The following is a 26,850-nucleotide window of genomic DNA, read 5'->3' as shown; positions in this document are numbered from 1 at the left end:
AACTCCAAGGAGAAATTAAATGGCTGCTAAAGAAGTCAAATTTGGCCGTGAAGCGCGTGAGCGTTTGTTGCGCGGTGTCGACATCCTTGCTAATGCTGTTAAGGTGACACTCGGCCCTAAAGGTCGCAATGTGGTGATTGATAAATCATTCGGTGCGCCTCGCATCACAAAAGATGGTGTATCCGTTGCAAAGGAAATCGAACTGGAAGATAAGTTCGAAAATATGGGTGCACAAATGTTGCGCGAAGTTGCTTCTAAAACCAATGATATTGCTGGTGATGGAACAACAACAGCAACTGTTTTAGGACAAGCTATTGTGCAAGAAGGTGTTAAAGCTGTTGCTGCGGGCATGAACCCAATGGATCTTAAACGTGGGATTGATGCTGCTGTTGAAGAAGTGGTGGCAAACCTCTTCAAAAAAGCAAAAAAAATTCAAACTTCAGCAGAGATTGCACAGGTGGGAACAATTTCCGCTAATGGCGCTGCTGAAATCGGTAAAATGATCGCTGATGCTATGGAAAAAGTGGGCAATGAAGGCGTCATTACCGTTGAAGAAGCTAAAACTGCTGAAACGGAATTAGAAGTCGTTGAAGGAATGCAATTTGACCGTGGGTATCTTTCCCCTTATTTTGTCACAAATGCTGAGAAAATGGTCGCTGATCTTGATGATCCTTACATTCTCATTCACGAAAAGAAATTGTCTAATTTGCAATCTCTTCTTCCTGTGCTTGAAGCTGTTGTTCAGTCTGGAAAACCACTTCTCATTATCGCTGAAGATGTGGAAGGTGAAGCTTTGGCAACGCTCGTTGTCAACAAATTGCGTGGTGGTTTGAAAATTGCTGCTGTAAAAGCTCCTGGATTTGGTGACCGTCGTAAAGCAATGTTAGAGGATATCGCTATCTTGACATCCGGACAGGTTATTTCTGAAGATGTGGGCATTAAACTTGAAAATGTCACTTTGGATATGCTTGGACGTGCAAAGAAAGTGAATATTTCTAAAGAAAACACCACCATTATTGATGGTGCTGGACAAAAGGCTGAAATTACTGCTCGCGTCAATCAAATCAAGGCTCAGATTGAAGAAACAACTTCTGACTATGACCGTGAAAAATTGCAAGAAAGACTTGCTAAACTCGCTGGTGGTGTTGCTGTTATCCGTGTGGGTGGTGCAACAGAAGTTGAAGTGAAAGAAAAGAAAGACCGTGTTGATGATGCTTTGAATGCAACACGTGCTGCTGTTGAAGAAGGTATTGTTGCTGGTGGTGGTACCGCATTGTTGCGTGCAGCAAATGCGTTGACCGTTAAGGGAAGTAATCCTGACCAAGAAGCTGGTATTAGTATCGTTCGTCGTGCTCTACAAGCACCAGCGCGCCAGATTGCAAGCAATGCTGGTGAAGAAGCTGCTATTATTGTGGGCAAAGTGCTGGAAAATAATGCTGACACTTATGGTTACAATACCGCAACTGGTGAATTCGGTGATTTGATTGCTTTGGGAATTGTTGATCCTGTGAAAGTTGTGCGTTCTGCTCTTCAGAATGCGGCTTCAATTGCGAGCCTTCTGATCACAACAGAAGCAATGGTTGCTGAAGTTCCAAAGAAAGATACACCAATGCCTCCGATGCCTGCTGGTGGAATGGGCGGAATGGGTGGAATGGATTTCTAAGCTCTTTTCCATAGAAATAATAAAGAAACGGGTCTTCTGTGCCCGTTTTTTTTATGCTTTTTCACGTTTCATACAGTTTTTCCTTTTATGACAGTTTCTTTATCTTATAGGATTGTTCTATTCTCCTCTGGTTGATCTACCGTTATTGTGAATGAATCTCATTCTCGGTTCTTGGCTTTTTCTCTTGTTTTTATGAAATGTTTCTATTGTGCGGGGATCGTGGTTTCCTTTGAAAATATTGTGCTAATAAAAATATAAATCTTTGATTTATAATCATTTATTCCTAATACAGTTCTGTTTTTTCATTTCAGGTTTATGCATGCCCCGTTAAAAAATCCTGTGTTTGTGCTTCATAGGGTGAGAGGTCACTACGGTTTTTATGAACCAACATAATCATTAAAAGTCAGTAGTTAAGAAGAGTCAGTAGTTAAGAGTTAGTACCTATTGAGCGTTGGAAAGACAGAGTTGAAAAGAGCATGATGGGGCTGGTTTGTTTTTTATGAATAAGATGCTGGTATTTCAAGCTTTTGTATGAAGAAAATAAGGGTTTGCTCTGTTAAAGGGCTTTTATATACTGGGACAAGCATTTTTCTGTTTGGGTAGTTTTTGGAATGAGGAGACTGCTCCATTTGAGAAGCTTAAAGATAAAAGCTAATTTTTCGCCTTGCTCTCATCTTTTTTTCGGTAAGCTCATCACCTAAACTGGAGCCAAACCCATGTTGTTATACTCAAGTTCTGTTTGTTGCCTATATTGTGACAGAAAATTCTTAAGTGGGGAGCAATTTTTAAGCTAAGGGGACCATGACAGGTAGCCGAAAAAATCATGACGAGACAATAGGCGCGCTTGTGTTAGAATTTTTAATGCTTCTGATGATAAAGGCACGCGAAATTCTGTTGTAGCCTCATGCTTTCTTTTCATATTTTCGAGCCAAGGATTTTCCATATATTCTCTTCAACTTGACCTTTATGCATAGGACATAAGGGAATTGGGGGTGGGAATTGAGAGGGTGGGAGGAGCCGGCTTGCTTTTTTATTCAACGTAAAGATGAGAGGCTTTATGTAAGGCTACCATTACATTGCTTGTTTATGCACTTCTTTAAAAGAAATATCTTTTAATACAAATTCTTGGCAATGCTATTTATGAAGAGTATAAAATCATTTTGATATCAATAGATTATTAAAAAAATGTATGTTGGTATGATCCTTTTCTTATGTTACCAAAGTTGCTGATTTACGCGTTGGTTAAAAATCTCTCTTCATACCCCTAAATTCATTTCATGAAAGCGTTTGTGAAGAGCACGACGTTTATGAGGCGTGTAAAAAATTCTCGTGAGACATGAAAAAATCATTAATAAAATCTCCATGTTTTCAAAAAATAACGAATGGCTTTTTATCTTTTTAAAAGATTTAACACGTCTCACGTTTTTTATTTATTTTAGAGCTGAATATTCGATTTTTGTGTAAAAATACTTCCCAGCACATCTATGATCCGTGAAAAATCAAGTGCTAATAAGAAAATGATGAATATAATCCACTTCGTATAGCGTGACATCATTTTTACACTTTTATACGTTGTGATGATTTCTTGTAGGATTTCTTTTTCCTTTTCTGTAAGCTCTGTTTGTTTTTCTGTTTTTTTTCTAGCCATGTTTCCACCCACACAAGCCTTCCCCTTGTTTGTTATGCTTTAAAATATCTCTTGCGAGATTTGAACTGATGATATTGAGATCTTTTTTGTCTAAATAAATGGGCATCCAACCAACGCAAGAAAAAGGCTCATTGATTGTTTTTATCGCGCAACCAGTGAGTAAGAGAAGCGCGTACATCAGCATCACTTTTTTGATTAATTTCATTTTCCACCTCTAGCCGTGTTGTTGATGACTTTAGCGTTTTTTCTATTTGCTTTTGTTGTTCAACTTTCTTTCCAAGAGTGAAAGCTTTTGCTAAAGCGATAAAAAAAGCGGTCAGAGCCGCTCCTGTTATCATCAGATTTTTTTTCAACCACCACATCATAAGCTCTGCTCCCGAAACCGTTTTGCCACAAAGAAAATGCCAACGCAGGCGGCTAAAACCATAATGGTTGCTAATGCCCATTGGATGGGACCATTGCCTGCCAATAAGCCCCCAAGTCCAGAAAAAGAACCAATAATCGGTGTAAGCGCTTCTGCTTTGAAAAATCCCATTGGAGCTTGCGTTTCTACAGTTTGGTAGTTGGGAGAAACATAAGCTCCTTTTGCCCATAATCCCGATTCTGCTGCACGACGGTGCACTAAACCGTGAAGACGTTTTCCTCCTGCTTTAGTCCACTTTTGTAACTCAGCAGGGACGGCTTCATATTCGCCATTATTGAGTTTTTTGAGCAGGGTCGAATTACAAAAAGCCGATGTTCCTATATTATAGCAAAACGATACGAGCGCGGCGAATTGTTCATCCGTTAAAGAAACCGTCACATGTTTTTCAACGGTATTTTCAAATTGTCTTAAATCTTGAGAAAGAACTTCTTCTGCTTGTTTTTCAGTAATGATCATGCCCTTGTGAACGAACGGTTTGCCAGCCGTGCTGGTATGACCATAGCCAATTGTCCACACCCCGATGGCATCTTTATGGGCATGTAAACGCAATCCTTCCCATTGTTTAATGAGTGCAAGCCCTGCTGCTGATATTTTTCTCATTTGCTTCTCCATAAAATAAAGCCTCACGGTAACGTGAGGCTGGTTGACAGATTAAAAATGAATTTTTTCACGCTTCAAAAACAGAAGAGATGTGAAACTTTTATGAAATCAAAAGGTTGGTTGTGACATCTTAGGGAATGGGGAATGGTTGGCCAAGTGGGGTAATGGTTGGTCAAGTGGAATAATGGTTGGGCTGGTGTTTTCCGTTAAGAGAGGTTGTAGATTTTAAGAGCTTGTCCTGGTGTTTTTGATGGAGCCTTCTTGGGGTACGAGCGGTTGTTTGGTTGATGCACGATAAGTGTGGTCTATTGCGGTTGTTTGGTCGTATGGCATTGATGTGGGGGTGTTTGAGATACGAAGTGGATACTCTCAGAAAAACAAGACATATGCTTTTACTGAAGACGAAAGCATTAAATATTTTATGTATCAAACGTTTTGCTTATCCAAAGAGTCTCATTGTTACACAGAGCTTTAGGCTAACAAGAGCTGTAGAATTTTGATACAATTTTAAGAGGGGCTGGTTTTTATAGGACAAAGGTGTTTTTTCTTTAAGAGGAAAGTTGTTTGCTATTTTTGTTTTATGAACGCAAAAGCTGGTTTGCTTAGAGAAATCTTAGCCGTAAAGCAGCCTCTCTTCGTTCTTTGATGAATAGGAATATGGAAAAAGCCTCAATTACATCGTTAAAGATTTGTATTCAGTGAGCCTTTTTTGGTGGGAGGAAACGGAAACAGTTTTTCCCTCTGTTTCTCTTAAGTTTTTTTCAAATCTCTCTCTCAGAGTTTCACCTTTTTTGTTGACTGTTTCATGTTCAGCATCGGGATTGGCTTTTAAATAGTGTTCTAGACGTCTTCTTCCTTGTGTGTGTTTATAAAAAGTGGTTGGAAGATAGGAATCTAACTTTTCAGCATATACAGATGAATTGGGTTCACATAATACACCCTTAACATTATCTTTGTGCAGTCTTGCTAATTTATCAGATTCAAGATGAAGCTTTTTGGCAAGGCTTAAGCTGAACATCCCGCATTCAGAAGAGCTTCGCTGAATATCCATTTCTGCCGTGGTAAAAGAATAAGGAGGCAGTTGAAGACATTGAAGGGTTTGATTTATTTTTATCCCTAGTTTGCAAGCCGTGATATTCTGAAATGTTGTAGGTTCAAGCATAATCAAAGAGATTTTGTCATCAACTTTTTGATAATCAAGGACTGCAAAGTGGATTTTGCTTCCCGAATTGACTATAAATCGGGCAGAATTTGCGCCGCTCTCAACGACTTCTTTTAGGGCGTGCGAAAACTCTTCTGCTGTAAGAGCCAATTTGAGATTCATTTCTGGATATTTGCTGTTTGCTTTTTCTACGAGAGCCGGCATCAATCTAATATCTGTGTTTTCATAATAAGCGTTAATCCAACGGCCGGTGACGAGATCATCTTCTAAGCCTGTAATAATATCTTTTAATTCGTCAGAACTCGGTGCAGCATGTTCTTCTTCTGTTTGGATGGAACTTTGCATCAAACGTGCAATAAGGTCTTCTAAAGATTCATTTGCACTTGCTCCTTCTGGTGTTTGTGAGGAATGAGGGAGGGAAGAATCTTGTGGCTTCATAATCTTAGCCTCCATATTGATAATCGATAAATGATATTATTTCTTCAATTCTGGCTAAACAATGTTTGCAGGAAAGATTTTTAACTAAAAAAAAACAAAGAGATGAAATCCCACGCTTTTCAGAGTCAAAGGTAAGGTATCTTTTTGTCTTTTAAGAGGTCACGTTGCTTACTGTTTGCATCTATACCTCTTTACCTCTTTCAAAAGGAAAAGAAGATTTGCTAACAGCAATTTATGCCTTACCGTAAAGCTACAGAGCTTCATTCTTTGTGGATGTGGAATATGGCTATGGCCAAAACGCTTATTACATCATTAGAGATTTGTATTCTGTGGCTCTTTTTCTGTGTTGTGAAACAGAAACAGTTTTTGTCTCTGTTGCTACCAGGCTTCTCTCAAACCTCTCGTTTAGGGTTTCGCCTTTTTTGTTTACTTTTTCATGTGCCGCGTCTGGATTGGCTTTTAGATATTCCCCAAGACGTCTTCTTCCTTGCACGTGTTTGTAAAAAGTGGTCGGAAGATATGGATCCAATTTTTCAGCAGGTAAAGGCGTGTCTGGTTCACATAAGACACCTTTAATATTATCTTTGTGCAGTCTTTCTAATTTAGCAGATTCGGTATGAAGCTTTTTAGCGAGCGCTAAACAAAACATTCCACATTCAGAGGAACTGCGTTGAATGTCCATTTCTGCCATGGCAAAAGAACAGTTGGGCAATTCATGCGCTTTAAGGGCCAATTGCGTCCTTAATGCGAGTACTGCTGGTTTCATATTGTTAAATGTTGTAGGTTCAAAAAATATCACCGATGTTTTGTCCTCTATGGTTTGATGATCAATGAGCGCAAAATGAATTCCCCTATCCTTTGTGTGAATGATAAATCTAGAAGATTGAACGCCGTTTTCGATGGCTTCTTTGAGTGCAAGGGCAAAGTCGTGAGATGACGCTGCCAATTGAAGACGCATGTCGGGATATTTACGATTTGCCTGATCTACCAAGGCTGGCATTAGCTTAAGGTCTGTACTTGCATAATCAGCTGTGAACCAACGACCCGTTGAGATATCATCCTCTAAACGGGCAACAATATCTTTTAATTCTTCACGATTGAATGGGATATTTTTGCCTTTTTCACTACTGGATTGTTCTAAATGTGCAGTAAGAGTGTCTAACGATGCATTTGCATGCGCCCTTTCAGGTGCACTTGCCTCTTCTGGTGTTTGTGAGGAATGAGGGAGGGAAGAATCTTGTGGCTTCATACTATTAGCCTCCATATTGATAATCGATAGGTGATATTATCTTCTTCAATTCTGGCTAAACAATGTTTGCAGGAAAGATTTTTAGCTAGAAAAAACAAAGAGATGAAATCATCTTTATTTAAATTACGAAAGATAAAACCCCACGCTTTTCAGAGTCAAAGGTAAGGTATCTTTTTATCTTTTAAGAGATCACGTCGCTTACTGTTTGCATCTTTACCTCTTTCAAAGGGAAAAGAAGATTTGCTAACAGCAATTTATGCCTTACCGTAAAGCTACAGAGCTTCATTCTTTGTGGATGTGGAATATGGCTATGGCCAAAACGCTTATTACATCATTAGAGATTTGTATTCTGTGGCTCTTTTTCTGTGTTGTGAAACAGAAACAGTTTTTGTCTCTGTTGCTACCAGGCTTCTCTCAAACCTCTCGTTTAGGGTTTCGCCTTTTTTGTTTACTTTTTCATGTGCCGCGTCTGGATTGGCTTTTAGATATTCCCCAAGACGTCTTCTGCCTTGCACGTGTTTGTATAAACGAGCTGGAAGATATGGATCTAATTTTTCAGCAGGTAAAGGCGTGTCTGGTTCACATAACACACCCTTAATATTATCTTTGTGTAGTCTTTCTAATTTTTGAGCTTCGAGATAAAGCTTTTTGGCAAGGCTTAAGCTGAACATCCCACATTCAGAGGAGCTTCGTTGAATATCCATTTCTACCATGGCAAAATGAATATTCGGAAATTGGTGATGTTCAATGGATTGTCGCGTCCTTAATGCAAGTAATGCGGGAAGCGTGTCACGCAGTAAGGTCGGTTCAAAAAAGATCAAAGATGTTTTATTATCAATGGTTTGATGATCGACAACCGCAAAATGAATTCCCCTATCTTGTGCGTTAACGATCAGCCTAGAAGATTTTATGCCCTTTTCGAGCGTTTCTTTGAGTGCAAGGGCAAAGCCGTCAGGGGGGCTTGTAAGTTTGAGATTCATCTCTGGATATTTACGATTTGCTTGATCGACCAAGGCTGGCATCATGTAAAGATCTAAAATATCATAATAATTTTTGATCCAACTGCCATCGGCATTATGCTGTTCTAAACCAGCAACAATATCTTTTAACTCGGCACGGTTGAAAGGGGTGTTTTTTATTTTTTCAATGTTAAGCCGTTCTAAATGTGCAGTAAGAGTGTCTAATGATGCATTTGCATGCGCTCCTTCAGGTGCGCTTGCTCCTTCTGGTGTTTGTGAGGAATGAGGTGGGGGAGAATCTTGTGGCTTCATAATCTTAGCCTCTATGTTGATGATCGATAGGTGGTATTATCTTCTTCAATTTTGGCTAAACAATGTTTTGAAAAACAAGCCTTTGCATCTTGAAAGGTGAGGCGATGAGAGCATAATGATGCCGTTTTCATATTTTTATGCGTGTATTGCTCATCATTGCTGTGATGTATGATATTGGTATTTTATGGGGGATTATTAGGGCGTTCTATTGGGAGTCCGTGAATACGGCTTGTTTTGAAAATCTCAAAATTATAGAGTTGTTGGTGATGCAAATTGGGTGATGCAAAAGAAAACAGTCAGAAAAAGACGAAAGATACCTTCAAACCGTAAAGTTTTAAACATTGTCGCAAGACACACTGTTTTATAACAGCCTATAATAATGCGAAAATTTTATGATGAAATCTGGACACAGAAAACCCCTTACCGCATCTACCATTAAATACGATTTTTCATATTCTGTCAACCGCAAAACGATAATTTTTCCTCCTTTATCGCGGGAAAAATCTACAGAAAAAAGCTCATTCATTGGCTATGCAGCAAAATATCTTGTTTTAATGGAAAAGTTTTTGATGTGGCAAAAAACATTTTCTCCTTTGAGAAAGGAGGGGACAAGATGAAGGGAGAATTGTGGTTTTGAAATCCGTGGTATTTTATTGATGAAATTGGGAAGGCGGTGGCTGGATGGTGTTTGCGGGGCAAAGCTTTAGGTGTTGGCGATTTGTGCGGGTGAATTGGGGCTATGCTGGCTGTCGTATTAGTGGTGATGTGATGGGGGGGGGGGGAGGGTTATCGGTGCAGTTGTTGATGAGGGAGGAGATTGTTGGTAGGGGCTTTTTCTTTCGTTTAAGGGATGATGCTTTTAATTGTGTCAAAAATCAACGGGTTGTTTTAATGATAAGCTATTTATTTATAGTGGATATTTTATCGTTATTTATCTTGAATGAGAAACCCAGATTATGCTGAAATAAAAGCCATAGCTCTTGTCCGTCATAAGATCAGAAGAGCCATATAGAATTGTACAAGAAAAGATGTAAAATGACGATAATGAATTATCTGAAGAGCTAAGGATGTCGCGATATTGGGGGAAGCGTATGATGAGGGTGGTTTGTTACAATGGGGGGTAGAGGGGAGAATGTTGCTGTTTTAAAGAGGGGGCAATATTTATCCTGCCCATGCCGTGAATATGCTGTGAAATATTGTCCTTTGAGGCATGGATAAGTGAGGTATGGGTAGATATAAGGTTAAGTCTCTTTGACAGTTGAAGTATTTTTTTTAAGGGCGTGGTGGATATTTTTAAGCTTGTTTGTTGTGCGCTTTAAGCTTGTTAACCCATGAAATTTTATGAAAGGGCAAGCTCAGTGGATCTCAAGTGTCATTTGCCAAAAGGGGGCTTTACAAAGGCGCTGGTTATAAAGAGGCATGTTATAAAGGAGGGGGAGAATCTTTATCCTGTGAGGGGGAGGAAATGATGGGTGTTTTAGCCAAGGCTCTTTTGGGTAGAACTGTCAAAATGTTTATAAAGGGCATCAAGAATAATACGCAACGAACCAACAAGATTAGGCAGCGGTTGATCTTCTATAACAAGATAGTGTAATGCCGCATGAAAGTTGTGTTGACGATGTAGATATTGTGCTTCTTTAATCGCTTCTTGCATAGCTTCATAGTGTTCGGTTGCTCTTTGGACCCATTGCTTTTTTGCTTTCTCATCTGATGCGCTGTGCGTAAAACCATCATAATAACCGTTTGGTAAACCTTTTGCACATAAATAGTCGTTTCTAATTTGCAAGTATTGTTGCGCCGTGTCATATTGCTCTTTACTGATGCCTGATGAAGCCTCTTTATAGCCAAGCAAACAAAGACGCCCAATATAGGTTCCGACAAGCGGATTTTTTGCTTCTTCGAAGCTTAAACCAAAGTGTTTTGCACGCATTTCAATCGCAGATTGAAGCGCAGATTCGCTGGAATTTTGGGCACGTGAAATACAGCTATTGGGCTCTCGCTTTCCTGTTATTTTCGATCTACTGCGTTTTTTACGTATTTTCATGAACTTAACCATTTGAATGAAAAAGAAACTGTCTGTTGATGGGGGACAGTGATGTAAAAAGCACTTGGCGCAAATATTGGGGGGAGCAAATACTTAAAAGGGAGCAAATACTTAAGAGGGGGAAAATACTTAAAAGGAGGAAAATACTGGGGGAGTGAGCAAATACTGGGAAATATTAGCCGTTGCAGATCAAAAAACAAACGATACTAAAGGCGTTTTAAATGCAAAGAAAAGCAACGGTGTGGGGCGAAAAAATCATCTTTAAGGTGGTTTCTTACCTTTTTTATCTTATCCCTATCAGTCTTATCTTCCGCCCCTATCATGCTTATTTTTTTATTGCTAGCGGATTATTTGCTTTTTAAATATTTCTTAACTGTTCTTGAGAGATTGAAGGAAAATTTTTGTCAAATGTGAATGAAAAAATAACAATGGATTTCAAGGGCATGTCATCGTCTTTCTAATAGGAAGTTTTTTCTAATGGGATTATTTATCTCTTTTTTCACGAGCGCTTTGTGGAAATTTTTCAATTCCACTTTTGAAAGGTCATTGTTTTCTTAAGTTGGAAGCTTTTTATTTGGGTTCTCTTATTTTTTTGTTGTTGGGCGCTTTCCCAAGATATTTGATATACATCACGCTGTTAAGCATACTTTTATCCTTTATAGGAGATATATTGTCTTCTGTTGAGTGGCAGAGAGCGGCAAAAAGCAAACCTCCGCATTCTATTATAGTAGCATAAGATACCCTATATTTTCAAATAAAATATCGTTTATCGGCTTAAAATAAACTGTGAATGATCTCGCTATTTTGTTTGGTGTATCCTTTATGAGTATCCTTTATAGAGTATAAAAATCTCCGTTTTAATGGATCTCATCATAAGACGAGGGGATGTCGTTTAAAGGACGGAATGCATTATCGAGAGAAGCTGTTTTTATAAGTGGAAAATGCCTTTATAAAAAGATGCTTTTATAGGAGATGCCTTGATGAATGTAGGGGCTGTATAAATGTGGGGGCTGTATAAATGTGGGGGCTGTGAGATATTTCATCTTTAATGAAGAATTTTTAAAATGAAGCCTTTTTGATTAAGAAGCTTTCAAATGAGGATTAAGGTTGTTTGTCGCACGTTTTTCATACTGGATAATCGATTGCTTGTTTGACTTTGTTTTGTGTTGCTTTTTAAAGAGCCATGTCTTAGGGCTCTCTTTTGCCCATTTTTCAAGGGTGCTCATGAAGGGTATAACGATAAAGTCCCCAATGAAATCCATATAAAGTTTGAATAATATAAAATCTATTGCACACTTCCATTTTTACGCTTGTGAAGAAGAAAGTCCGTAGCATCACACATTTTGCCAGTCCTCTTGATCAAGACGTTTTACTCTATAGAGAAAGGGCAACAATGCTTTTAAAGACCTTGGGGTGGAGGGGGAAAATTGAAAGAGAAGAGGGACATCTATTTATTTACGAGACCGTGAAGGACAGTTTCTCTCTCTGGATGAAAAAGATTTTGTGCAATTTAATTATGGAATTGTGAGAGGCGCTGGTATTCATGCGGCGGCGTGCCAAATAATTAATCCTTATCATTTTAGGGCTTTGCCAGATTGACAACGAGGCTTTAAGGCAAAGGGATTGGAAATTTTTGAGGAAAAGGTAAGCCGTCCAGTGATTACGTTGTGCACTCGAGAAAGCTTGAGAAGAGGCAATGACTAAGGTTGATTTGGGACTGAGGTTGATCTTGGCCGCGTGCTTGGCTTTCAATAGAACACCCTTCCTTGGGAAAAGGGGTGTTTTGGCTTGTAAGCGCGCATGTATAAGCGCGTATAGGGCAATGAATAAAATATTTAGAAGGGAGATTATAGTGCTTGCATTACTCTGAGAAGGGTGCTAAGCGAATTTACCGCGCTGGTGGCGTGCTATCAAATATTGAAGAGTGGGAATTTTAGAAGTGGGGGAGTATCCGTATGATCGAAGATAAATCACAACACCAATCTGCCCATAAGGGAGATAAGGCTTTTGTATCGCAGCCAGTGTTGGATCAATCAGAAGCTTTCAAAAAATGGACGGCTCTCTCAACAGGCGATTATATCATCATTTGTTGTTTGGCTATCCTCTTGTTGGTGCTTTTTTCCGCGTCTGCCTATATGAGCCCTTTGGAATTTTTTCACGTTATATCCAAGGAACAGCTCCAAGCACTGGGAAAAATGAAACAAGAAAGTCTTCAGGAAAGTCTTAAACACCCATTCCAAAATCCTATAATTCAGCACGTTCTTGATGCGGGGTGGAATAGTGTTTGGGCTTTTTTATGTCTCTTGCCGCAAATAATTTTTGGCGTTCTTTTTGGGTTGTTTCCGCTCTTTTTTGTCTTTAACGCCGTATTTAAACGGGATGTGAAGGAAATGATGCTACAATGGGAAAACTTACCAGAGCAGAAACAGCTAGACAACCAATCTCTTAACAGAAGACAATAGGGGGAAAAGTGAGCGCTTCTTTAATCATTGGAATGTTGATTGCCGTAGGGACGGCAATTTTTATTTGTTCTGCAATTTTTATGGTATTCCTTTCTACCGTGGTGACAATCGTTGCACTTTATTATTCGTTGATAAAACGGACAATCTTGTTATTGGCGACGCAGCGAAAATTAAAAAAGGGTGCAGCGCAGAATTTGAGGCATAATCAGGCAGAGGGTAGGGGACAGAATACAGTTCTTGCAACACAGTTGCGTGCCTTTTCTTTTCAAGAATCTTTGCTTCTCTCAAAAAAAGATTATTTTATGATCTTTTCTATCGCCTTCGTTATGGTTGCACTTAGCACAGGTGTTGTCGTTTTTTCAGCTTTTCTTCCAAAATCTGCGGTTTTTTTGCACAATTACGTGCCTATGATGGTGCTTCACATTATTGATTTTGTCATGCGACTGCTGTTTTGGGTCTGGACATGTATTGTTGTTTCTTTACCTGTCATTTTAATTCTCCATAGTCTCCTTCAGTATGGCGTGCAAGAAACAGTAAAGGAATTAGAAACATTTGCTTGAGAAGAAAATAAAAATGATGATTTCACATCAATGCGATAGGGAAAAAAAGGGAGCATTATGATGCAGCATTTGGTTTTTTTAGGGTTCATTATCATTGCCATTTTAATGGTTATGGTTATGGTCAGGTTTCCTTACCTGTTGATCAAATATATCAGGTTATCTTTTAAACTCTCTCAAGGCTTGAAAAAGAGTACGACGCAACAAAAGCAAGCCATACAACAATTGCGCAATGATCTGGGAGAAATGAAAAGACACAATCTCGCCCATAAGACCCTTGATGCGAAAATGCGCTTTCTTAACTTCAAAGAATATCTGCCTTTTTATTCAAAAGAATGTAAAATAATCTTTTTTATCCTTATTCTCTTTTCTGTTTTGCAATCTGCTTTCTCTATTGCAAATTTGGTATGGTGGAAAAATGATAGTGTTGCCTTTATCATGCAGCTGTTGAGCCTTATATGGTTAGGGGTTCTTCTCTTTTTTCCGATCATTGGGATCATGTGCATAAAATTAACGAGAAAATTGAACAAAATACTTCCACAATTGGAAGAAGCGATACAACAACGCGATCAGGCAATGCGTATGCAGAATGTGGAAGGGGGACAAAATGACGAGTAGTCTTATAACATTAATAGCCATTTCTTTCCTGTGTTTTACGCTCTTAAATGTTTTAATATGGGCGCCAATCGTTGTCATTTATTACCTGTTTATCAAGCGTGCGCGGCTTTATTGTCGCGTGAAAAAGGAACTGAAATGCGTGCTGAATGAACGCGATATCGCCTTAAAACAGAACTCCCCAAAATAAAAGCAGCAGAATGTTTGATAAAAAGCAGCTTTCTCTTGTTTGGCAAGACTATAAAAAAATATTCTATCTTTCTACGGTCATGGCGACTGCTCCAATAGTTATAACTGTTGTCGTTAAGATATGGAGAGGGCAGGACTTTGTTTCTCTTGTCGTATTCGAGCCACTGGCATGGCTGCTTGCCTGTACTTTTTTATTCTTACCGATTGTTTTTATTATGCGTTTTATCGTGACCCGTCAGTTGAACAAAATGATACGGCAATTAGAAGAAGGGGTTGAGCAGAAAGGAGCTCCCGTCATATTATACGATGTGAGCGAGGGAAAAGCGAGCGAGGGGAAAAAGTGAAGAGAGGCTTTTATTGAGCCTTGCTTTTGACTTGTTCATTAAGGTGGCATGGGTATACTTCTCGTTTTATGCCTTTTTATATTTGTGTCGTGTTTTTGAGAAAAATTGAGGCTCTTGCTTGAGTTAGTGCTCTTGCTTGAGTGGGATTCTTGCTTGAGTGCTGAGGGGAAAGTGAAGAGAGGCTGCTCTTGGACTTTACTTGCTGTTTCTGTTCTCTTAAAGAGAGAAAATCTTGTAATTTATTTTCTTTTTATCAAGCATAAAAATGTGTCTTACCGAGCGATATTGAGAGCGAAAAATCTATACTTAAAGCAAAAGATATTCTGGTGTTTGGGGAAGAAAAGCCCATTTTTTTGCAGGTGGAGAGGCAAAACGCACAGAGAGGATGAGCAAAAAGCACACGTTTTGTTCCATGGAAAGTGTAACAGTGCTTTTAAAGAGCTTGGGGTGGAGGGGGAAAATTGAAAGAAAAGAGGGACATCTATTTATTTACGAGACTGTTATTTATTTACGAGACCGTGAAGGACAGTTTCTCATCTCTGGATGAAAAAGGTTTTGTGCAATTTGGTTATGGAATTGTGAGAGGCGCTGGTATCCATGCGGCGGCTTGCCAAATAATTAATCCTTATCATTTTAGGGCTTTGCCAGATTGACAACGAGGCTTTGAGGCAAAGGGGTGGATTTTAAGGCAAAGGGATTGGAAATTTTTTGAGGAAAAGATAAGCGTAGGGCGTTTACGTCGTGTGCTTGAGGAAGCTTTAGATAAGGGCAATGAATGAGGTTGATCTTGTCCGCGTGCTTGGCTTTCAATAGAACACCCTTCCTTGGGAAAAGGAAATTGTTCTATCTCTCAAGTGGACTCTTCTTTGCTACACTACCTTGGGGCTTTGGTATTGAGGGCTGATGTTAACATTTGGCAGCTTTCTCATAAAAACTTTATGGAAGATGAAAGTTTGGGCTTTGAAAAAAAATATCGAAAAAATCTATTTGGTCCGGTTTTGTTGATGATTCAAATCGTCATAAAGACAAAGCAACTTCGTTACGATTTTCTTGCACTCGTTTGCTTCTTCTTTGGAAAGCAGCTTATCTTCCTGAAAATAAAAAGAGCACTTAGAATTTTAGAACCATAGACCCAAATTTGTGCAATAGAAGAAGATATTTTTATAAAAATTTGATCGAGGAGAAAAGAGAAGCCTTAAGACAATAGGGGGTACACTGTGAGCGATGAAAACATGATGTTTGAAGGTGATGGAAAAAAATGCACCGCTGATATTGTCTTTATAAAAGATGAGGGATACAAGCGCTTGATATTGATGAACCCTCATTCATTGTGAGGACGAAAGCTTCGGTTCATGAAAATGGCTTAGAAATTGAAACAAATGAGGGATAAAAAATGAGGGGCAATGGAAAAAATGCATCATTGGGTGAAGAACCACGGTCTTTTGCGCTTGAAGAAGCGTTTTTGACAAGCAAAAATTATAAAGTCATTTTTTTCATTGCTTTCATTGTGGCAGCTTTAAGAACGGCTCTCTTCATACCAATGTTGCTTGAGTGGAAGTTGGCGGGGTGGGAAGGGGATGTCATAACAATTCTCTTTTGCATCGTGCAGGTTATATTAGATTTAATTTTTGTACTCATTCCTGTTGCCTTTGTGGTCCGTATCATCTTTACGCGTTTGTTGAAAAAAAAGATCGATAAGTTGGATCAAGAAATCTGGCAGCGAAGAAAAACCGCTTCTCAACAAAACAGCGCGTGAAGGGAGGGCAGAAAATGAATACTGGTCTTTTATATATTCTCATGTGTTGTAGGAGCACTTCTCTTCGTGCGATGTTTGAAGGTGATGGAAAAAAATGCACCCTTGATATTGTCTTTATAAAAGATGAGGGATACAAGCGTTTGATATTGATGAACCCTCATTCATTGTGAGGACGAAAGCTTCGGTTCATGAAAATGGCTTAGAAATTGAAACAAATGAGGGGTAAAAAATGAGGGGCAATGGAAAAAATTCACCATTGGATAAAGAACCACGGTCTTTTGCGCTTGAAGAAGCGTTTCTGACAAGCAAAAATTATAAAGTTATCTTTTGCATTGCTTTCATTGTGTCAGCTTTTATAATGGCATTCTTTATGTTTTTTAAGTGGGATTTGACAGGGTGGTGGAATTATATCCTATTCATTTTAACATTAATATTGGTTTTTATATCAGCGCTTCTTTTTGTACTCATTCCTGTTGCCTTTGTGGTTCGTATCATTTTTACACGTTTGTTGAAAAAAAAGATCGAGCAGTTGGATCAAGCACTCTGGAAGCGAAGAAAAACGGCTTACCAACAAAACAGCGTGTGAAGGGCGGACAGAAAATGAATACTGGTCTTTATATATTCTCATGCATTGTAGGAGAGTTTCTATTCGTGCGATGTTTGAAGGTGATGGAAAAAATGCACCCCTGATATTGTCTTTATAAAAGATGAGGGATACAAGCGTTTGATATTGATGAACCCTCATCTATTGTGAGGACGAAAGCTTCGGTTCATGAAAATGGCTTAAAAATTTGAGACAAATGAGGGGTAAAAAATGAGGGGCAATGGAAAAAATGCACCATTGGATAAAGAACCACGGTCTTTTTCGCTGGAAGAAGCGTTTCTGACAAGCAAAAATTATAAAGTCATCTTTTGTATTGCTTTCATTGTGGCAGCTTTAAGAACGGCTCTTCGCTTCGTACCCATGTTGCTTGGGTGGAAGTTGGCGGAGTGGGAAGGGGATGTCGTGGCAGCTCTCTCGTTAATCATGTGGCTTATATCATGGTTTATTTTTTTGTTCATCCCTGTTGCCTTTGTGGTTCGTATCATTTTCACGGTTCTGTTGAAAGAAAAGGTCGATATGTTGGAGCAAGCAATCTGGAAGCGGAGAAAAACCGCTTCTCAACAAAACAGCGCATGAAGGGGCGGAGAAAATGATAGATATTAAAATGATGGATATTATTGTTGTACTCTCGTGGGGTGTGGGCTTGACGCTTTTCACGCTGCTTTCTGCCGTGGTCGTGATGTTTATTTGGGCATTGTATTACTCTACTTTCAAGCGGGTGAGACTGTATTGCCAAGTGACAAAAGAATTAAGCCGCGTGCTTGAACAACCTGTCGCTTTTGAGCCGTCTAGTGGAGCAACGCCGATGATTAAGCTGTTATCTGAGGAAAAAGAGTTTTCTCTTTCTGATGAGGAAATCTTAACGATGGAAAGTGCAACGGCGCTTTTAAAGAGTTTGGGGTGGAAGGTGGAAATTGAGGGAAAAGGAGATCATTTGGCCACCTATTATTTACCAGATCGTGAAGTGCAGTTTCTTTATAATGCTGAGAAGGGGTATCCGCGATTTGATTGTGCAATTGCGGTGGTTTCTGGTATCCATGCGGCGGCTTGCCAAACAATAGACCCTTATAATTCTGGAGGTTTGATTGCTCTTGAATTGAGTTTTGATGTGAAGGGGTTGGAAATTTTTGAAGAAAAGGTAAGCGTTGGATGTTTACGTCGTGCACTCGAGAAAACTTTAGAAAAGGCAATGACTGAGGTTGATCTTGGCAAGATGCTTCACTCTCAATATAGAATCCTGCCTTGGGAAAACAAAACGGTGGTCCCTCGGTTGGCTTCTTATTCCCTGCGTTATCTTGCGGCTCTGGCTTTGATGGGCGATGTTGAAACTTTACACTCTTATCACAAAAGCTTTATGGAAGGTGAGAAGCTGGGCTTTGAAACAAGTATCGAAGAGGAGCATCTGGAACGCGCAATGGTGATTGCTCAGGCGGTAGAAAAGACAAAGCAACCCAGTTACGATTTGCTTCAACAGGCGGCAAAGGATTTTTCCATGGAGGTAGAAAGCTATGAATGTTTTAGAGCCTCAGATCCCAATTTGTGCAATAGAAGAAGAGATTCTTATGAAAAATTGATCGAGGAAAAAAGAGAAGAATTAAGGCAACAGGGATATTTTGTTTACGAAAAGGACGCGATTTGTGAGGTTGATGGAAAAAACTATCGTCCCGATATTCTTTACATAAAGGATGGGGAGTTAGAATATATGGATGTAGAAATTAGGATTGATGAAAAAATTTATTGAGAAAAATAAAGAGTTTAGATAAGTTAAAAAGAGCTTAAACCTAAAAATAATGCGTAAAAAGCGCGAAGCGTAAAAGCAGAGGGGAACAATGCAGGAGAAAAAAGCAACATTTGAAGAGTCTTTCTTTTCATTCAAAAAATTTATGGTGTCTTCAGTGGAAAGGCGCAAAGGGGTGGGACGGTGTAAAATAATAGGGCACCGCTTTTTCACTATGTTTTGTACATGCCTTATCATGATGGCTTTAGAAGTTCCTGCGGGTGCAAAATCTCTGGTACAGCCGTTGCAATGGACAAGATGGGAAGGAATTGGTTCTCTTATTTTTCTCTTACCAGTGTTGATATGGTTTTGTCTTCTCACTCCTCTTCCTATTTTGTGGGGGATTTGTCGTTTTAAAGAGCGTAAATTGGAAAAAATAAAGAAAAAACTAAAAGAAAAAATAAAGCAGCAAGAGATTAATCAATGAGGTTATACGCATGAGGGGTGAGATCGCGCTTTTTATTTTGTTTTTGCCGGTTGGATATTTTCTTCTAAATGCAGTTACAGTTTTTGCCATTTTTGTGAATATGATTATTGTGGCGCCTTATTATTCTTTAATCAAGCGTTTGAGGCTCTATTACAGAGTGAAAAAACAAAGACGTTTGATGAAAGAACACCCACAACGTTTTTGTTTCTTTGAAAAAAGCGGAAAAGAAAAAGAGAGAGTGCCGCAAAACTTAGCACTAGAAACACAGATAAGTTCCTATTCGTTAAAAAAATGGCTCGCTTTTTCACGCAAAGATTATATCCTCCACGCATGCCTTTCTTTCATCATTATGTTTTTCAAAGCTTATGTCTATGTGATTTGCTTTAAAGGGATAGCTGCTAAGGTAGATGAGAGCAGATTTGAATATATTATCATTCTCTTGTTTTTCTGGTTTTTTTTATCGGTATGTATTTTTGCAACGATCCCTGTTGTTGTGATCCTTCGTGAAATTTTAACCCATCGATTGAAAAAGAAGATTCAGCAGTTGGAAGAAGTGACTGAAGCAACCCAATCAATCAATTTATAAAGGGAAGGGGATAAAATGCATTACGAAATAGCGGCATTTTGGACGGTGATTTTGATCATTCTGCTGGGGGGTGTTTTTGATTTTTTCTTAACAATACCCATTGTGGCACTGTATATTTCTTTTATCAAGCGTTTGATATCGTATTACAAGGTTACGCGGCAATTAAATGCAGCGCTGAAAAAGCGTATGTAGCGCTCATGTCATGGGGGGAGGTGTGAGTTTTAGATCATGCCATTGCTTCATGACGTGGGAGGAGGGCATCGATTGTTTTTCTCATTTTACGCTGATCTCTGGGGGAAAAGGGTTGATGGCAATGAATAGGCTGATGATAGGCTTTAAAGGGGCTGTTTATCGGCAGTTTTGTTATTTTCTGTGAATTTGCAAAATCGTAAAAACGTGTAACTGTAAAATGGTGTGTGTGGTTGGTCAAGGGCTGTGATGGTTGTGGGGCGGTTGGGGAGAAAAGGTGCCAATGGAGGCGTAAAGGTTGGATTGTGCAATGCGTCAAAATTGGAATGGGGGAATGGAGGGCGTTGGGGGAAAAGGGTTGATGGCAATGAATAGGCTGGTGATAGGTTTGTAATAGGCTGGTGATAGGCTTTAATGGAGCGGTTGATCGGAAGTTTGCTTGTTTTCTGTGAATTTGCAAAATCGTAAAAACGTGAAACTGTAATAGGGTATGTGGTTGCTTAAGGGCTGTGATGGTTGTGGGGAGGGGATAAGCCCGTGTGAGGAGGAAAAAAGTTTGGTTCTGAAGCTGTTGATATAAGGATGCTGTTTAGAGGCGTAAAGGAGGGGAACTGTTCGTTCACAAAGCTTATGATGTAGAGAGTATGGGCTATTCAAGAGGATGTTCGGGTATGGATAGAGATTGAGGGGGCTCGGCTTCTTTGCATGGCAAGAGGTATTGATCATAAGTTTTGTTTATTCATATGTTTTTTTATGGCATCCAGTACCTGTTGGCTTATCTCCTGATGTGTTAGCCATCGTAAACCTTTTGACGTTGTTTTTTGTCCTAATTGAATGGGGATAAAATCAACTTTGTTTTTGCGTGCGCACTCGAGGATCATTTGATCATGCGTGTTGGAACCAAGAATATGAAGAATACATGGTGGTTTAGGCAAAAGAGCTAACTGCTCAATTAATGCGCAAGAAAATGCATGGGCAGGTGAATGAATCCATAATATGCAATATTTTAGATCATGCCATTGCTTCACAGCTTCTAAAAATTGTGCCTTTGATGCTGCACAATCATAATCCAATGGCACACACATATGCTGTTTTTGCAATGCCTCAAGCTGGACTTTATGGGAAAGAAAGCGTGCAGCAATAATCACTTCTTGCGGCTCTAGTGATTGATACAAAGGGGCAAGCATCCCTGTGCCCCCTACCACTAAATAACGATAGTGCGCATCCTTTTTTTTCATGCCCCCTCCCTTATTGCTTTAAATCCCACCTCTTTGCTTTAAAAATGTGTACATTTCATCAGCAAGTCTTTCACAACGTGTTTGTACCTCGTCACTTATAACTTTCCAAGTACGACCTTCATCATCTGAGGAAAAATCTTCGTTGGAAGAGGCGATTTGACATTGGAGTGCATAGCCATAAAGCGTGCGCACCAACGGCAATAAATGTTCACACGGTTGTGCGCATTTTTTGGCGGTACTTCCATGAGAGATAAGCCCAACAGGTTTATTTAAAAAGGCATTATAGCTCAAATTATCAAGAGCATTTTTTAAAACACCCGAATAAGACCCTTGATAAACGGGGCTTGCTAGAATAACGCCATCAGCCGCTGCAATGGTTTTGACAAACTTACGAACCGCAGCACTTGGATTAGCCTCAACCTGCTGATGATAATCTGGATCTGTCATCGGCAAGGGCTGTTCACGCAAATCAACCCAATGAAGTGATGCACCCCGCTTTATGAGGCAATCGGCTAAATAATTGGCTAAAGTTCTTGTTAAGGAAGGTTGACGCACAGACCCCAAAATAATTGCTATATTCAACAGGATTCTCCTTTATCTTTTCCCCACAAGCCTATAACGCAAGGCTTATAAAGAATTGTGAGTAAAATGGCGCGTATCATTATGCTGTCCATAAAGAGCAATTGTGATGATATCGCATCATCATAGAATCAGTCCATGCTAACAAGATTGTTGACAAAACAACACCTCAAACTTGTAAGAGAATGTTAGTGCTTTCATTAATATTAAAATGCTTGATCTCAAGAATCGCGGCTGTCTCGTGTCTTAGAAGCGCTTTTATGAATATATTCTGAGCTATTGGCTTGCAAGAACTCTAATGAAAAATGGAATGTATCGTCATATTTTGATTTATAATGATCATTGAGCCTTTTTAATTGAAATAAGAAAGTTGTAAGATTTTCTCATTTCAAATGTTCTTATTGCGCGATCATTTGCAAATCAATGGAAGTTCCTTTTTTTATGTCTTAAGTGGGCGGAAAACAATTGAGAAAAGAATAAAAATGCTTCTGTCTTTTCAAGGGATAAAGACTATCGTAGAAGCTAGATATGCCTGTTTTTGGGGCAGGGGTGGGTTTGTTGTAGGAGCCTTAGGCTAATGGGGGTTGTCCGTGTTGAGGAACGAGTTATGGCGTGGCTTGTCGCAAGGGGAGGGTAAGGCTATTGTAGAGGCCACAGGGGGCGTATATGAATGGTGCCGGATTACATTTTTTATTGAAATAATGGTGGTGATAGAGTTTATAGTAAGGGGATATATTCATGGGGGCACTATTGTTATCCCCTTCATGGGGGCTGTTCATGAAATGGGGGTGATGCGTGTTGGTTTGCAAGTGTTGAGAGATGTTTCTTTAAAACAAGCACGTGAATTGGCAAAAGTATTGGCAACATAAATATGCGATACGAGTGTTCTCTGGGGTGTTCTGTTTGACGATAATGGATGCAATTGTTCTTGAGAGGTTATTCGTGTCTTTATAAAGTCAGGGACAAACAGTTGCATAAAAGGGAAGAGCAAATGAAGGGGGAAAATTCCACATTTTATAACAAACGGTGCTCTCTTGTTTTTGGAAAATCATTTCGTTCTTATAAAGATCATATTATTATTTGTCTTATTTCTATCCTTATTGGGATAGGTTATAAAGCTCTTTTGATCCCATTAGAATCCAAGTGGACGTTGAGTGTATCACAGGATAGCACTCTTTTGGCGCTTTTTGTGCTGCGTGAAGTCATCATGGTGTGTGTTGTTGCCTTGATGCCTGTTTTATTGGTGCTTTATCTCATCTTAACGTATTTGTTGAAAAAAAAGATTCAGCAGTTGGATGAGGCTATCCAGCAACGGGGGCACACAACCGATCAACAAAATAATCCGGTAAAAAACAATAGAGAAAGAATAAGCAGTTTTTTTATCGTATACTTTTGGTTGATATTTCTGCTAAACGTCTTTTTTCCTGCGGGTGTTGTCATGCTCATTTTAGAATTTTATTATTTTATTTTCAAGCGCGTGAGAACGTATCGTAAAGTGAGACGGGCATTAAAACGCGTAAGATAAAGAGAGTGACAAGGCGCTTTTGTAGCTATCGTGAGGGGTAAGAGGCAATGTTTAGAAGCTCTCGTGACACAAGAAGAGGGGAGGATGAATGGTTGGAAAATCATCAGACAAAGAAGAGAGCCTATTTTCTTTTGTAATGAGGAGGATGCTCTTAATCATTGGGAAGAGTAACCGCGCTTTTAGAAAGTTGGGGGTTTTTGTTGAAAACAAGGGAAGCGCCATGCATCGCACTTTTCGTGGTTCTTAAAAAAGCGGGCATGAGATAAAGAAATGCATTTTTCATAAAAAAAGGAAGAGCAATGAAGGGGAAAAAGTCAGAATTTTATTCAGCATTTTGTAATGAACTGCGCCATTTTTTCGAAAAAAGTATTTTTTCTGAGAAAGAGCGTGTTGTCATTTGTTTCCTCTCCCTCATTATTGAGTTGTGGAACAGGATTTTCTTTCTCCCATCCTTGGGTAGCAATGGGGAACGGACAGAGTGGTGGGATACACCTCTTTTTCTCTCTCTGTATGCTTTTTGGAAAGTTATTATAGTGTGTGTTTGGGTCTTGTTCCCAGTTATGTTGATACTCTGCATAACATTGTGGCTTTTGTTGAGAAAAAATACTCAAAAATTGAAAGAAATAAACAAGCAACGGGGTAAAATAACCGATCAAAAGGATTGGTATAAAAAAGGCGATAGAGAAAAAAGGGGTGATATTCTTGTCATGATATTTGTTCTCGTGCTTATGTTCGTGACACTGTGGGGTGCTTTTATTCCCATGATGATTTTGGAACTTTATTATGGTGTCTTTAAGCAGGTGAGAACGTATCGCTGTTTAAGAAAAGAACTGAAAAACGTCTTGCAAGAACAGGATACAGCGCTTGAGAAGTCATGAGAGGGAAAAAATAATGAAGAAATTATGAGAGATTCAGCCTTTATAGGGATTGCTCTCTATACCATTTTTCCTCTGAGATGTTTTGGTGCTCTTTATGGGGTGTCCGTAAACATTGCTTTAAAGGAGCAGTGTTGGGTGGCATTGAGTGGAAGAAAAGCCGATTATGGATCAGTGTTGATTAAAGGGAATAAGAGCCCGTGGGGTTTAGAGCCTAGAGTGAACGCTTGGGACTTACTTTATCGTTTGAGGCGTGAGGAAGGAACGGTTTTGCTCGTAGGGGCGCGCGGTATATGGGTTGTTTTCGTATTTTTAGGAGCCTTGTTCATTCAAGCTTTGAAATGAATCCTATTGAAGGTGGGGATGCAGGGTCATTTTCTTGAAAATAGGAGAATTTTTAGGAAGAAAAAGCTGAATTGTGACTATTGTTTATAGATTGGCGTGGTTTGAAAATCTTTATTGTTTGCAATGTGAGGAAGGTAAGAGGGTAGCAAGGTAGCAGGAATATTATTATTTTTATTATGACGCAATCCATAATGGTCTGTGTACTTTTCTTGATTTCGGTGATATTTGGGTTTTGCATCATCATAATGCGTAAATTGGAAAAAAAGATCCAGAAACGAGAAGAGGGAATCTCTGTGTGATAGCAAATAAGCTCTCTGTCACACGGGTCTTTTCAAAGAGTGAGAGGGGAATACATGAAGGAGCAAAATTGGACATCAGAGCAAGAAACGCATAAAGGAGCGCATTCTTTTTCGCTCCAGAAAGTGTTGCTCTCAGCAAAGGATTATAAAATTATCTTTGCTATTGCGGTTCTCATTATCATCTGGAGAATGGTTCTAGAAATACCAGGTGTATTAAATTGGCAGCTGACAGGGTGGCAATATGTTGTGCATGCCGTTCTCTTTAAAACGACGGTCGCCATAACGGTCTGTGTCATTATTTTTATTCCGGTTATGTTACGGCTTCGCACCAAAGTGACGGGTGAGTTGTACAAAAATATTCAGAAACTAGAAGAAGCAATCTCTGTAGGAGAGCACATAAGCTCTCTGTCGCACGGGCTTTGTAAAGACTGAGAGGGGAAAAATGAACAGTGATCCTATAGCCGTATTTCTATTAGATTCCGGATTCTGGGTGATGATTGTTATTTGCATGATCATTATCATGCTTGTTTTAGCTCTTTATACCTCTGTCTTTAAACGGATGAAAATGAATTTCCAAGTGAAAGGCGAGCTGGAAAGAGTGCTTCAAGAAAATGATCTTGCAACGCAGCAGTTTTGGAAAGATGAAGCCGTGCTGCAGGAGAGGCGTTTGCAACTAAAGGAAAAGGAAAAAGAACCCTTTGTCGGTTATGATGATGATGAAATTCTCACGATAGAAAGTGCAACAGGGCTTTTAAAAAGCTTGGGATGGTCGGTGGAAATCGAGGGAAAGGGAGATTATTTGGCAACCCTCTTTTTACCAGATCGCGAAGTGCAGTTTCTTTATAACGAGAAACGAGTGGAAGAGTTTTCGCCTTTTGATCGCGGACTTTTAATTATGAGCGGTATTTTTGCGGCGGCTTGTCAGACGATTAATCCGCATAATTCTGGGGTTTTGCCAACAGTATTTATAAATTTTGTGTCCAATGGATTGGAAATTTTTGAAGAAAAAGTGAGCGTCCAGCTTTTAAAGAAAGCTCTCGATAAAACTTTAAAATGGACAATGGAAGATGATTCTTTGCTTGAAATGTTTCGCTCTCAATATAGTATTCCCCCTTGGGAAAAAGACTCTTTATCTTGGGCACCGGATGCTGACGTAGAGTTTGCACCTTATGCTTTGCTGCATCTTGCTGCTCTTGCCTTGCTGGGCGATGTTGAGACTTTAGCTTCTTATGACGAAAGTTTTACGGCAGGGGAGAAGCTTGGCTTTGATGAAACCATTGAAAAAGTCCATTTGGAACGCGCGATGGTGATCGCTCAAGAAGTGAAAAAGGAAGGAAAGTTCAGTTACGATCTACTGGAACGGGTTGCTGAGAAGTGGTCTATAGCCATGGACTATCAGTTTTTCAGAGTGAGACCCCCTGATACGTGTAATCAAAAACGAGATTTTCATAAAAAAATAGTCGAGGAGAAAAAACAAGAATTAAGGGAACAAGGATATATTGTGAGTGATGAACCATGCGTCTTTGCAGCAGAAGGGGTAAAACATTCTCCTGATATTACTTATATTAAAGATGGTAAAATCGCATTTATGGATATAAAAATTGATTAGTTTATTCTCCTGTTGAAGAAAAGCACTTTTATTTAAAAGATGTGAAAGCGCCATGATTGAGACGCTTTCACACCTTTCTTACCAGAGCAAAATAAAGGGCTCGAAAAATCAAGAATAATAGCCAAGATTTTAAAAAATAGACTGGAAATGGCTTGATCCTCAAGAATAGAGGAGAAAAATCAATTATAAATTCTACTCTCTTCTTTAAGATGGTTTTGTTGTTTTGTTAGAAAATTCTCATAAATCATTGCTTATTCAAGCGCCTTATTTAAGCGGTATGAGGGGAAGGTCCATTGACTAAAGGCGCTATGGGGAAGCTCTATTGACTAAAATGCTATGGGAGGGAAGCTAGGGGGTAGAGCCGGGGGTAGAGCC

The 26,850-nt window shown here is 39.3% G+C and carries 33 protein-coding genes; 22 read left to right on the top strand and 11 right to left on the bottom strand.

Annotation, left to right across the window (positions count from 1 at the left end; genetic code table 11):
* Positions 1 to 19: 19 nt before the first annotated feature.
* A complete protein-coding gene (gene groL, locus ACFINO_RS06380) occupies positions 20 to 1,663 on the top strand; it encodes a chaperonin GroEL (protein WP_375606493.1) in 1,644 nt (547 codons plus the stop codon).
* 790 nt (positions 1,664 to 2,453) lie between these two features.
* On the opposite strand, the gene ACFINO_RS06375 is transcribed toward groL, so the two are convergent.
* The 9 genes from ACFINO_RS06375 to ACFINO_RS06335 form a co-directional block, all read right to left on the bottom strand.
* A complete protein-coding gene (locus ACFINO_RS06375; protein WP_375606492.1) occupies positions 2,454 to 2,606 on the bottom strand; it encodes a hypothetical protein in 153 nt (50 codons plus the stop codon).
* A gap of 492 nt (positions 2,607 to 3,098) precedes the next feature.
* Entirely contained in the window at positions 3,099 to 3,311 is a 213-nt protein-coding gene (locus ACFINO_RS06370; RefSeq protein WP_375617918.1) for a hypothetical protein, read from the bottom strand.
* Positions 3,304 to 3,516 (bottom strand): hypothetical protein, encoded by a 213-nt coding sequence (locus ACFINO_RS06365; protein ID WP_273790903.1) that lies wholly within the window; start codon positions 3,514 to 3,516, stop codon positions 3,304 to 3,306. Before ACFINO_RS06365 ends, ACFINO_RS06370 begins: the two co-directional genes overlap by 8 nt.
* The gene (locus tag ACFINO_RS06360; protein WP_375606489.1) at positions 3,440 to 3,676 is read right to left on the bottom strand and encodes a hypothetical protein; all 237 of its coding nucleotides are present in this window, start codon (positions 3,674 to 3,676) and stop codon (positions 3,440 to 3,442) included. The genes ACFINO_RS06365 and ACFINO_RS06360 overlap by 77 nt, the downstream gene beginning before the upstream one ends.
* Complete coding sequence (locus tag ACFINO_RS06355) at positions 3,673 to 4,335, bottom strand: lysozyme (protein WP_375617920.1); 663 nt, start codon at positions 4,333 to 4,335, stop codon at positions 3,673 to 3,675. The genes ACFINO_RS06360 and ACFINO_RS06355 overlap by 4 nt, the downstream gene beginning before the upstream one ends.
* A 673-nt stretch (positions 4,336 to 5,008) precedes the next feature.
* Positions 5,009 to 5,935 (bottom strand): YopJ/AvrA family T3SS effector serine/threonine acetyltransferase, encoded by a 927-nt coding sequence (locus tag ACFINO_RS06350; RefSeq protein ID WP_375634497.1) that lies wholly within the window; start codon positions 5,933 to 5,935, stop codon positions 5,009 to 5,011.
* Between the two features lie 304 nt (positions 5,936 to 6,239).
* A complete protein-coding gene (locus ACFINO_RS06345) occupies positions 6,240 to 7,184 on the bottom strand; it encodes a YopJ/AvrA family T3SS effector serine/threonine acetyltransferase (protein ID WP_375634498.1) in 945 nt (314 codons plus the stop codon).
* 326 nt (positions 7,185 to 7,510) lie between these two features.
* Entirely contained in the window at positions 7,511 to 8,455 is a 945-nt protein-coding gene (locus ACFINO_RS06340; protein WP_375636889.1) for a YopJ/AvrA family T3SS effector serine/threonine acetyltransferase, read from the bottom strand.
* Positions 8,456 to 9,932: 1,477 nt separating this feature from the next.
* Complete coding sequence (locus ACFINO_RS06335) at positions 9,933 to 10,499, bottom strand: hypothetical protein (RefSeq protein ID WP_375636890.1); 567 nt, start codon at positions 10,497 to 10,499, stop codon at positions 9,933 to 9,935.
* A gap of 1,955 nt (positions 10,500 to 12,454) precedes the next feature.
* Between ACFINO_RS06335 and ACFINO_RS06330 the strand changes: the two genes are divergently transcribed.
* From ACFINO_RS06330 to ACFINO_RS06260, 15 genes are all read left to right on the top strand, one after another.
* Positions 12,455 to 12,961 carry a hypothetical protein gene (locus tag ACFINO_RS06330; RefSeq protein WP_375633369.1) on the top strand — a complete coding sequence of 169 codons (507 nt, stop codon included), beginning with the start codon at positions 12,455 to 12,457 and terminating at the stop codon, positions 12,959 to 12,961.
* 8 nt (positions 12,962 to 12,969) lie between these two features.
* Positions 12,970 to 13,521 (top strand): hypothetical protein, encoded by a 552-nt coding sequence (locus ACFINO_RS06325; protein ID WP_375655262.1) that lies wholly within the window; start codon positions 12,970 to 12,972, stop codon positions 13,519 to 13,521.
* A 57-nt stretch (positions 13,522 to 13,578) separates the two neighbouring features.
* A complete protein-coding gene (locus ACFINO_RS06320; RefSeq protein WP_375655261.1) occupies positions 13,579 to 14,136 on the top strand; it encodes a hypothetical protein in 558 nt (185 codons plus the stop codon).
* Positions 14,126 to 14,323, top strand: coding sequence for a hypothetical protein (locus tag ACFINO_RS06315; protein WP_375634502.1), 198 nt, complete (start codon positions 14,126 to 14,128; stop codon positions 14,321 to 14,323). The genes ACFINO_RS06320 and ACFINO_RS06315 overlap by 11 nt, the downstream gene beginning before the upstream one ends.
* A 10-nt stretch (positions 14,324 to 14,333) precedes the next feature.
* A complete protein-coding gene (locus tag ACFINO_RS06310; RefSeq protein ID WP_375655260.1) occupies positions 14,334 to 14,666 on the top strand; it encodes a hypothetical protein in 333 nt (110 codons plus the stop codon).
* Positions 14,667 to 15,490: 824 nt separating this feature from the next.
* Positions 15,491 to 15,796 (top strand): hypothetical protein, encoded by a 306-nt coding sequence (locus ACFINO_RS06305; RefSeq protein WP_375633365.1) that lies wholly within the window; start codon positions 15,491 to 15,493, stop codon positions 15,794 to 15,796.
* Positions 15,797 to 16,059: 263 nt separating this feature from the next.
* Positions 16,060 to 16,422, top strand: a complete 363-nt coding sequence (locus tag ACFINO_RS06300; protein ID WP_375633364.1) for a hypothetical protein — start codon at positions 16,060 to 16,062, stop codon at positions 16,420 to 16,422.
* 14 nt (positions 16,423 to 16,436) lie between these two features.
* Entirely contained in the window at positions 16,437 to 16,592 is a 156-nt protein-coding gene (locus tag ACFINO_RS06295; protein ID WP_375642862.1) for a hypothetical protein, read from the top strand.
* A 59-nt stretch (positions 16,593 to 16,651) separates the two neighbouring features.
* Positions 16,652 to 17,008, top strand: coding sequence for a hypothetical protein (locus tag ACFINO_RS06290; RefSeq protein ID WP_375642861.1), 357 nt, complete (start codon positions 16,652 to 16,654; stop codon positions 17,006 to 17,008).
* 228 nt (positions 17,009 to 17,236) lie between these two features.
* A complete protein-coding gene (locus ACFINO_RS06285) occupies positions 17,237 to 17,602 on the top strand; it encodes a hypothetical protein (protein WP_375655259.1) in 366 nt (121 codons plus the stop codon).
* Positions 17,603 to 17,630: 28 nt separating this feature from the next.
* On the top strand, positions 17,631 to 18,767 hold the full coding sequence (locus tag ACFINO_RS06280) for a DUF6990 domain-containing protein (protein WP_375642921.1): 1,137 nt from the start codon (positions 17,631 to 17,633) through the stop codon (positions 18,765 to 18,767).
* An 88-nt stretch (positions 18,768 to 18,855) separates the two neighbouring features.
* Entirely contained in the window at positions 18,856 to 19,230 is a 375-nt protein-coding gene (locus ACFINO_RS06275) for a hypothetical protein (RefSeq protein WP_375655258.1), read from the top strand.
* A 10-nt stretch (positions 19,231 to 19,240) separates the two neighbouring features.
* Positions 19,241 to 19,816: a hypothetical protein gene (locus ACFINO_RS06270; RefSeq protein ID WP_375655257.1), complete on the top strand. Its 576-nt coding sequence runs from the start codon at positions 19,241 to 19,243 to the stop codon at positions 19,814 to 19,816.
* Between the two features lie 15 nt (positions 19,817 to 19,831).
* Complete coding sequence (locus tag ACFINO_RS06265) at positions 19,832 to 20,008, top strand: hypothetical protein (RefSeq protein WP_375655256.1); 177 nt, start codon at positions 19,832 to 19,834, stop codon at positions 20,006 to 20,008.
* 222 nt (positions 20,009 to 20,230) lie between these two features.
* Positions 20,231 to 20,380 (top strand): hypothetical protein, encoded by a 150-nt coding sequence (locus tag ACFINO_RS06260; protein ID WP_375642856.1) that lies wholly within the window; start codon positions 20,231 to 20,233, stop codon positions 20,378 to 20,380.
* A gap of 347 nt (positions 20,381 to 20,727) precedes the next feature.
* Here the strand turns inward: ACFINO_RS06260 and ACFINO_RS06255 are convergent, their stop codons facing one another.
* Together ACFINO_RS06255 and ACFINO_RS06250 are read right to left on the bottom strand one after the other, a co-directional pair.
* Complete coding sequence (locus ACFINO_RS06255; protein ID WP_375642855.1) at positions 20,728 to 21,243, bottom strand: short-chain dehydrogenase; 516 nt, start codon at positions 21,241 to 21,243, stop codon at positions 20,728 to 20,730.
* Between the two features lie 18 nt (positions 21,244 to 21,261).
* Positions 21,262 to 21,825, bottom strand: coding sequence for an NADPH-dependent FMN reductase (locus tag ACFINO_RS06250; protein ID WP_375633355.1), 564 nt, complete (start codon positions 21,823 to 21,825; stop codon positions 21,262 to 21,264).
* Positions 21,826 to 22,412: 587 nt separating this feature from the next.
* Between ACFINO_RS06250 and ACFINO_RS06245 the strand changes: the two genes are divergently transcribed.
* The 6 genes from ACFINO_RS06245 to ACFINO_RS06220 all read left to right on the top strand — a co-directional run bounded on the left by ACFINO_RS06245 (position 22,413) and on the right by ACFINO_RS06220 (position 26,475).
* Complete coding sequence (locus ACFINO_RS06245; RefSeq protein WP_375633354.1) at positions 22,413 to 22,691, top strand: hypothetical protein; 279 nt, start codon at positions 22,413 to 22,415, stop codon at positions 22,689 to 22,691.
* 122 nt (positions 22,692 to 22,813) lie between these two features.
* Positions 22,814 to 23,347 (top strand): hypothetical protein, encoded by a 534-nt coding sequence (locus tag ACFINO_RS06240; protein ID WP_375633353.1) that lies wholly within the window; start codon positions 22,814 to 22,816, stop codon positions 23,345 to 23,347.
* A gap of 299 nt (positions 23,348 to 23,646) precedes the next feature.
* Entirely contained in the window at positions 23,647 to 24,225 is a 579-nt protein-coding gene (locus ACFINO_RS06235) for a hypothetical protein (protein WP_375633352.1), read from the top strand.
* 24 nt (positions 24,226 to 24,249) lie between these two features.
* Entirely contained in the window at positions 24,250 to 24,567 is a 318-nt protein-coding gene (locus ACFINO_RS06230) for a hypothetical protein (protein ID WP_375642854.1), read from the top strand.
* Between the two features lie 353 nt (positions 24,568 to 24,920).
* Positions 24,921 to 25,298, top strand: coding sequence for a hypothetical protein (locus ACFINO_RS06225; protein ID WP_375633350.1), 378 nt, complete (start codon positions 24,921 to 24,923; stop codon positions 25,296 to 25,298).
* A gap of 10 nt (positions 25,299 to 25,308) precedes the next feature.
* The gene (locus ACFINO_RS06220) at positions 25,309 to 26,475 is read left to right on the top strand and encodes a DUF6990 domain-containing protein (protein WP_375642852.1); all 1,167 of its coding nucleotides are present in this window, start codon (positions 25,309 to 25,311) and stop codon (positions 26,473 to 26,475) included.
* The last annotated feature ends 375 nt before the right edge of the window (positions 26,476 to 26,850 follow it).

This window comes from Bartonella sp. AA83SXKL (genome assembly GCF_042196965.1).
Classification (GTDB): Bacteria; Pseudomonadota; Alphaproteobacteria; order Rhizobiales; family Rhizobiaceae; genus Bartonella.
The sequence above is the reverse complement of the archived record's forward strand: the minus strand, read 5'-3'. Positions and strand labels throughout refer to the sequence as shown.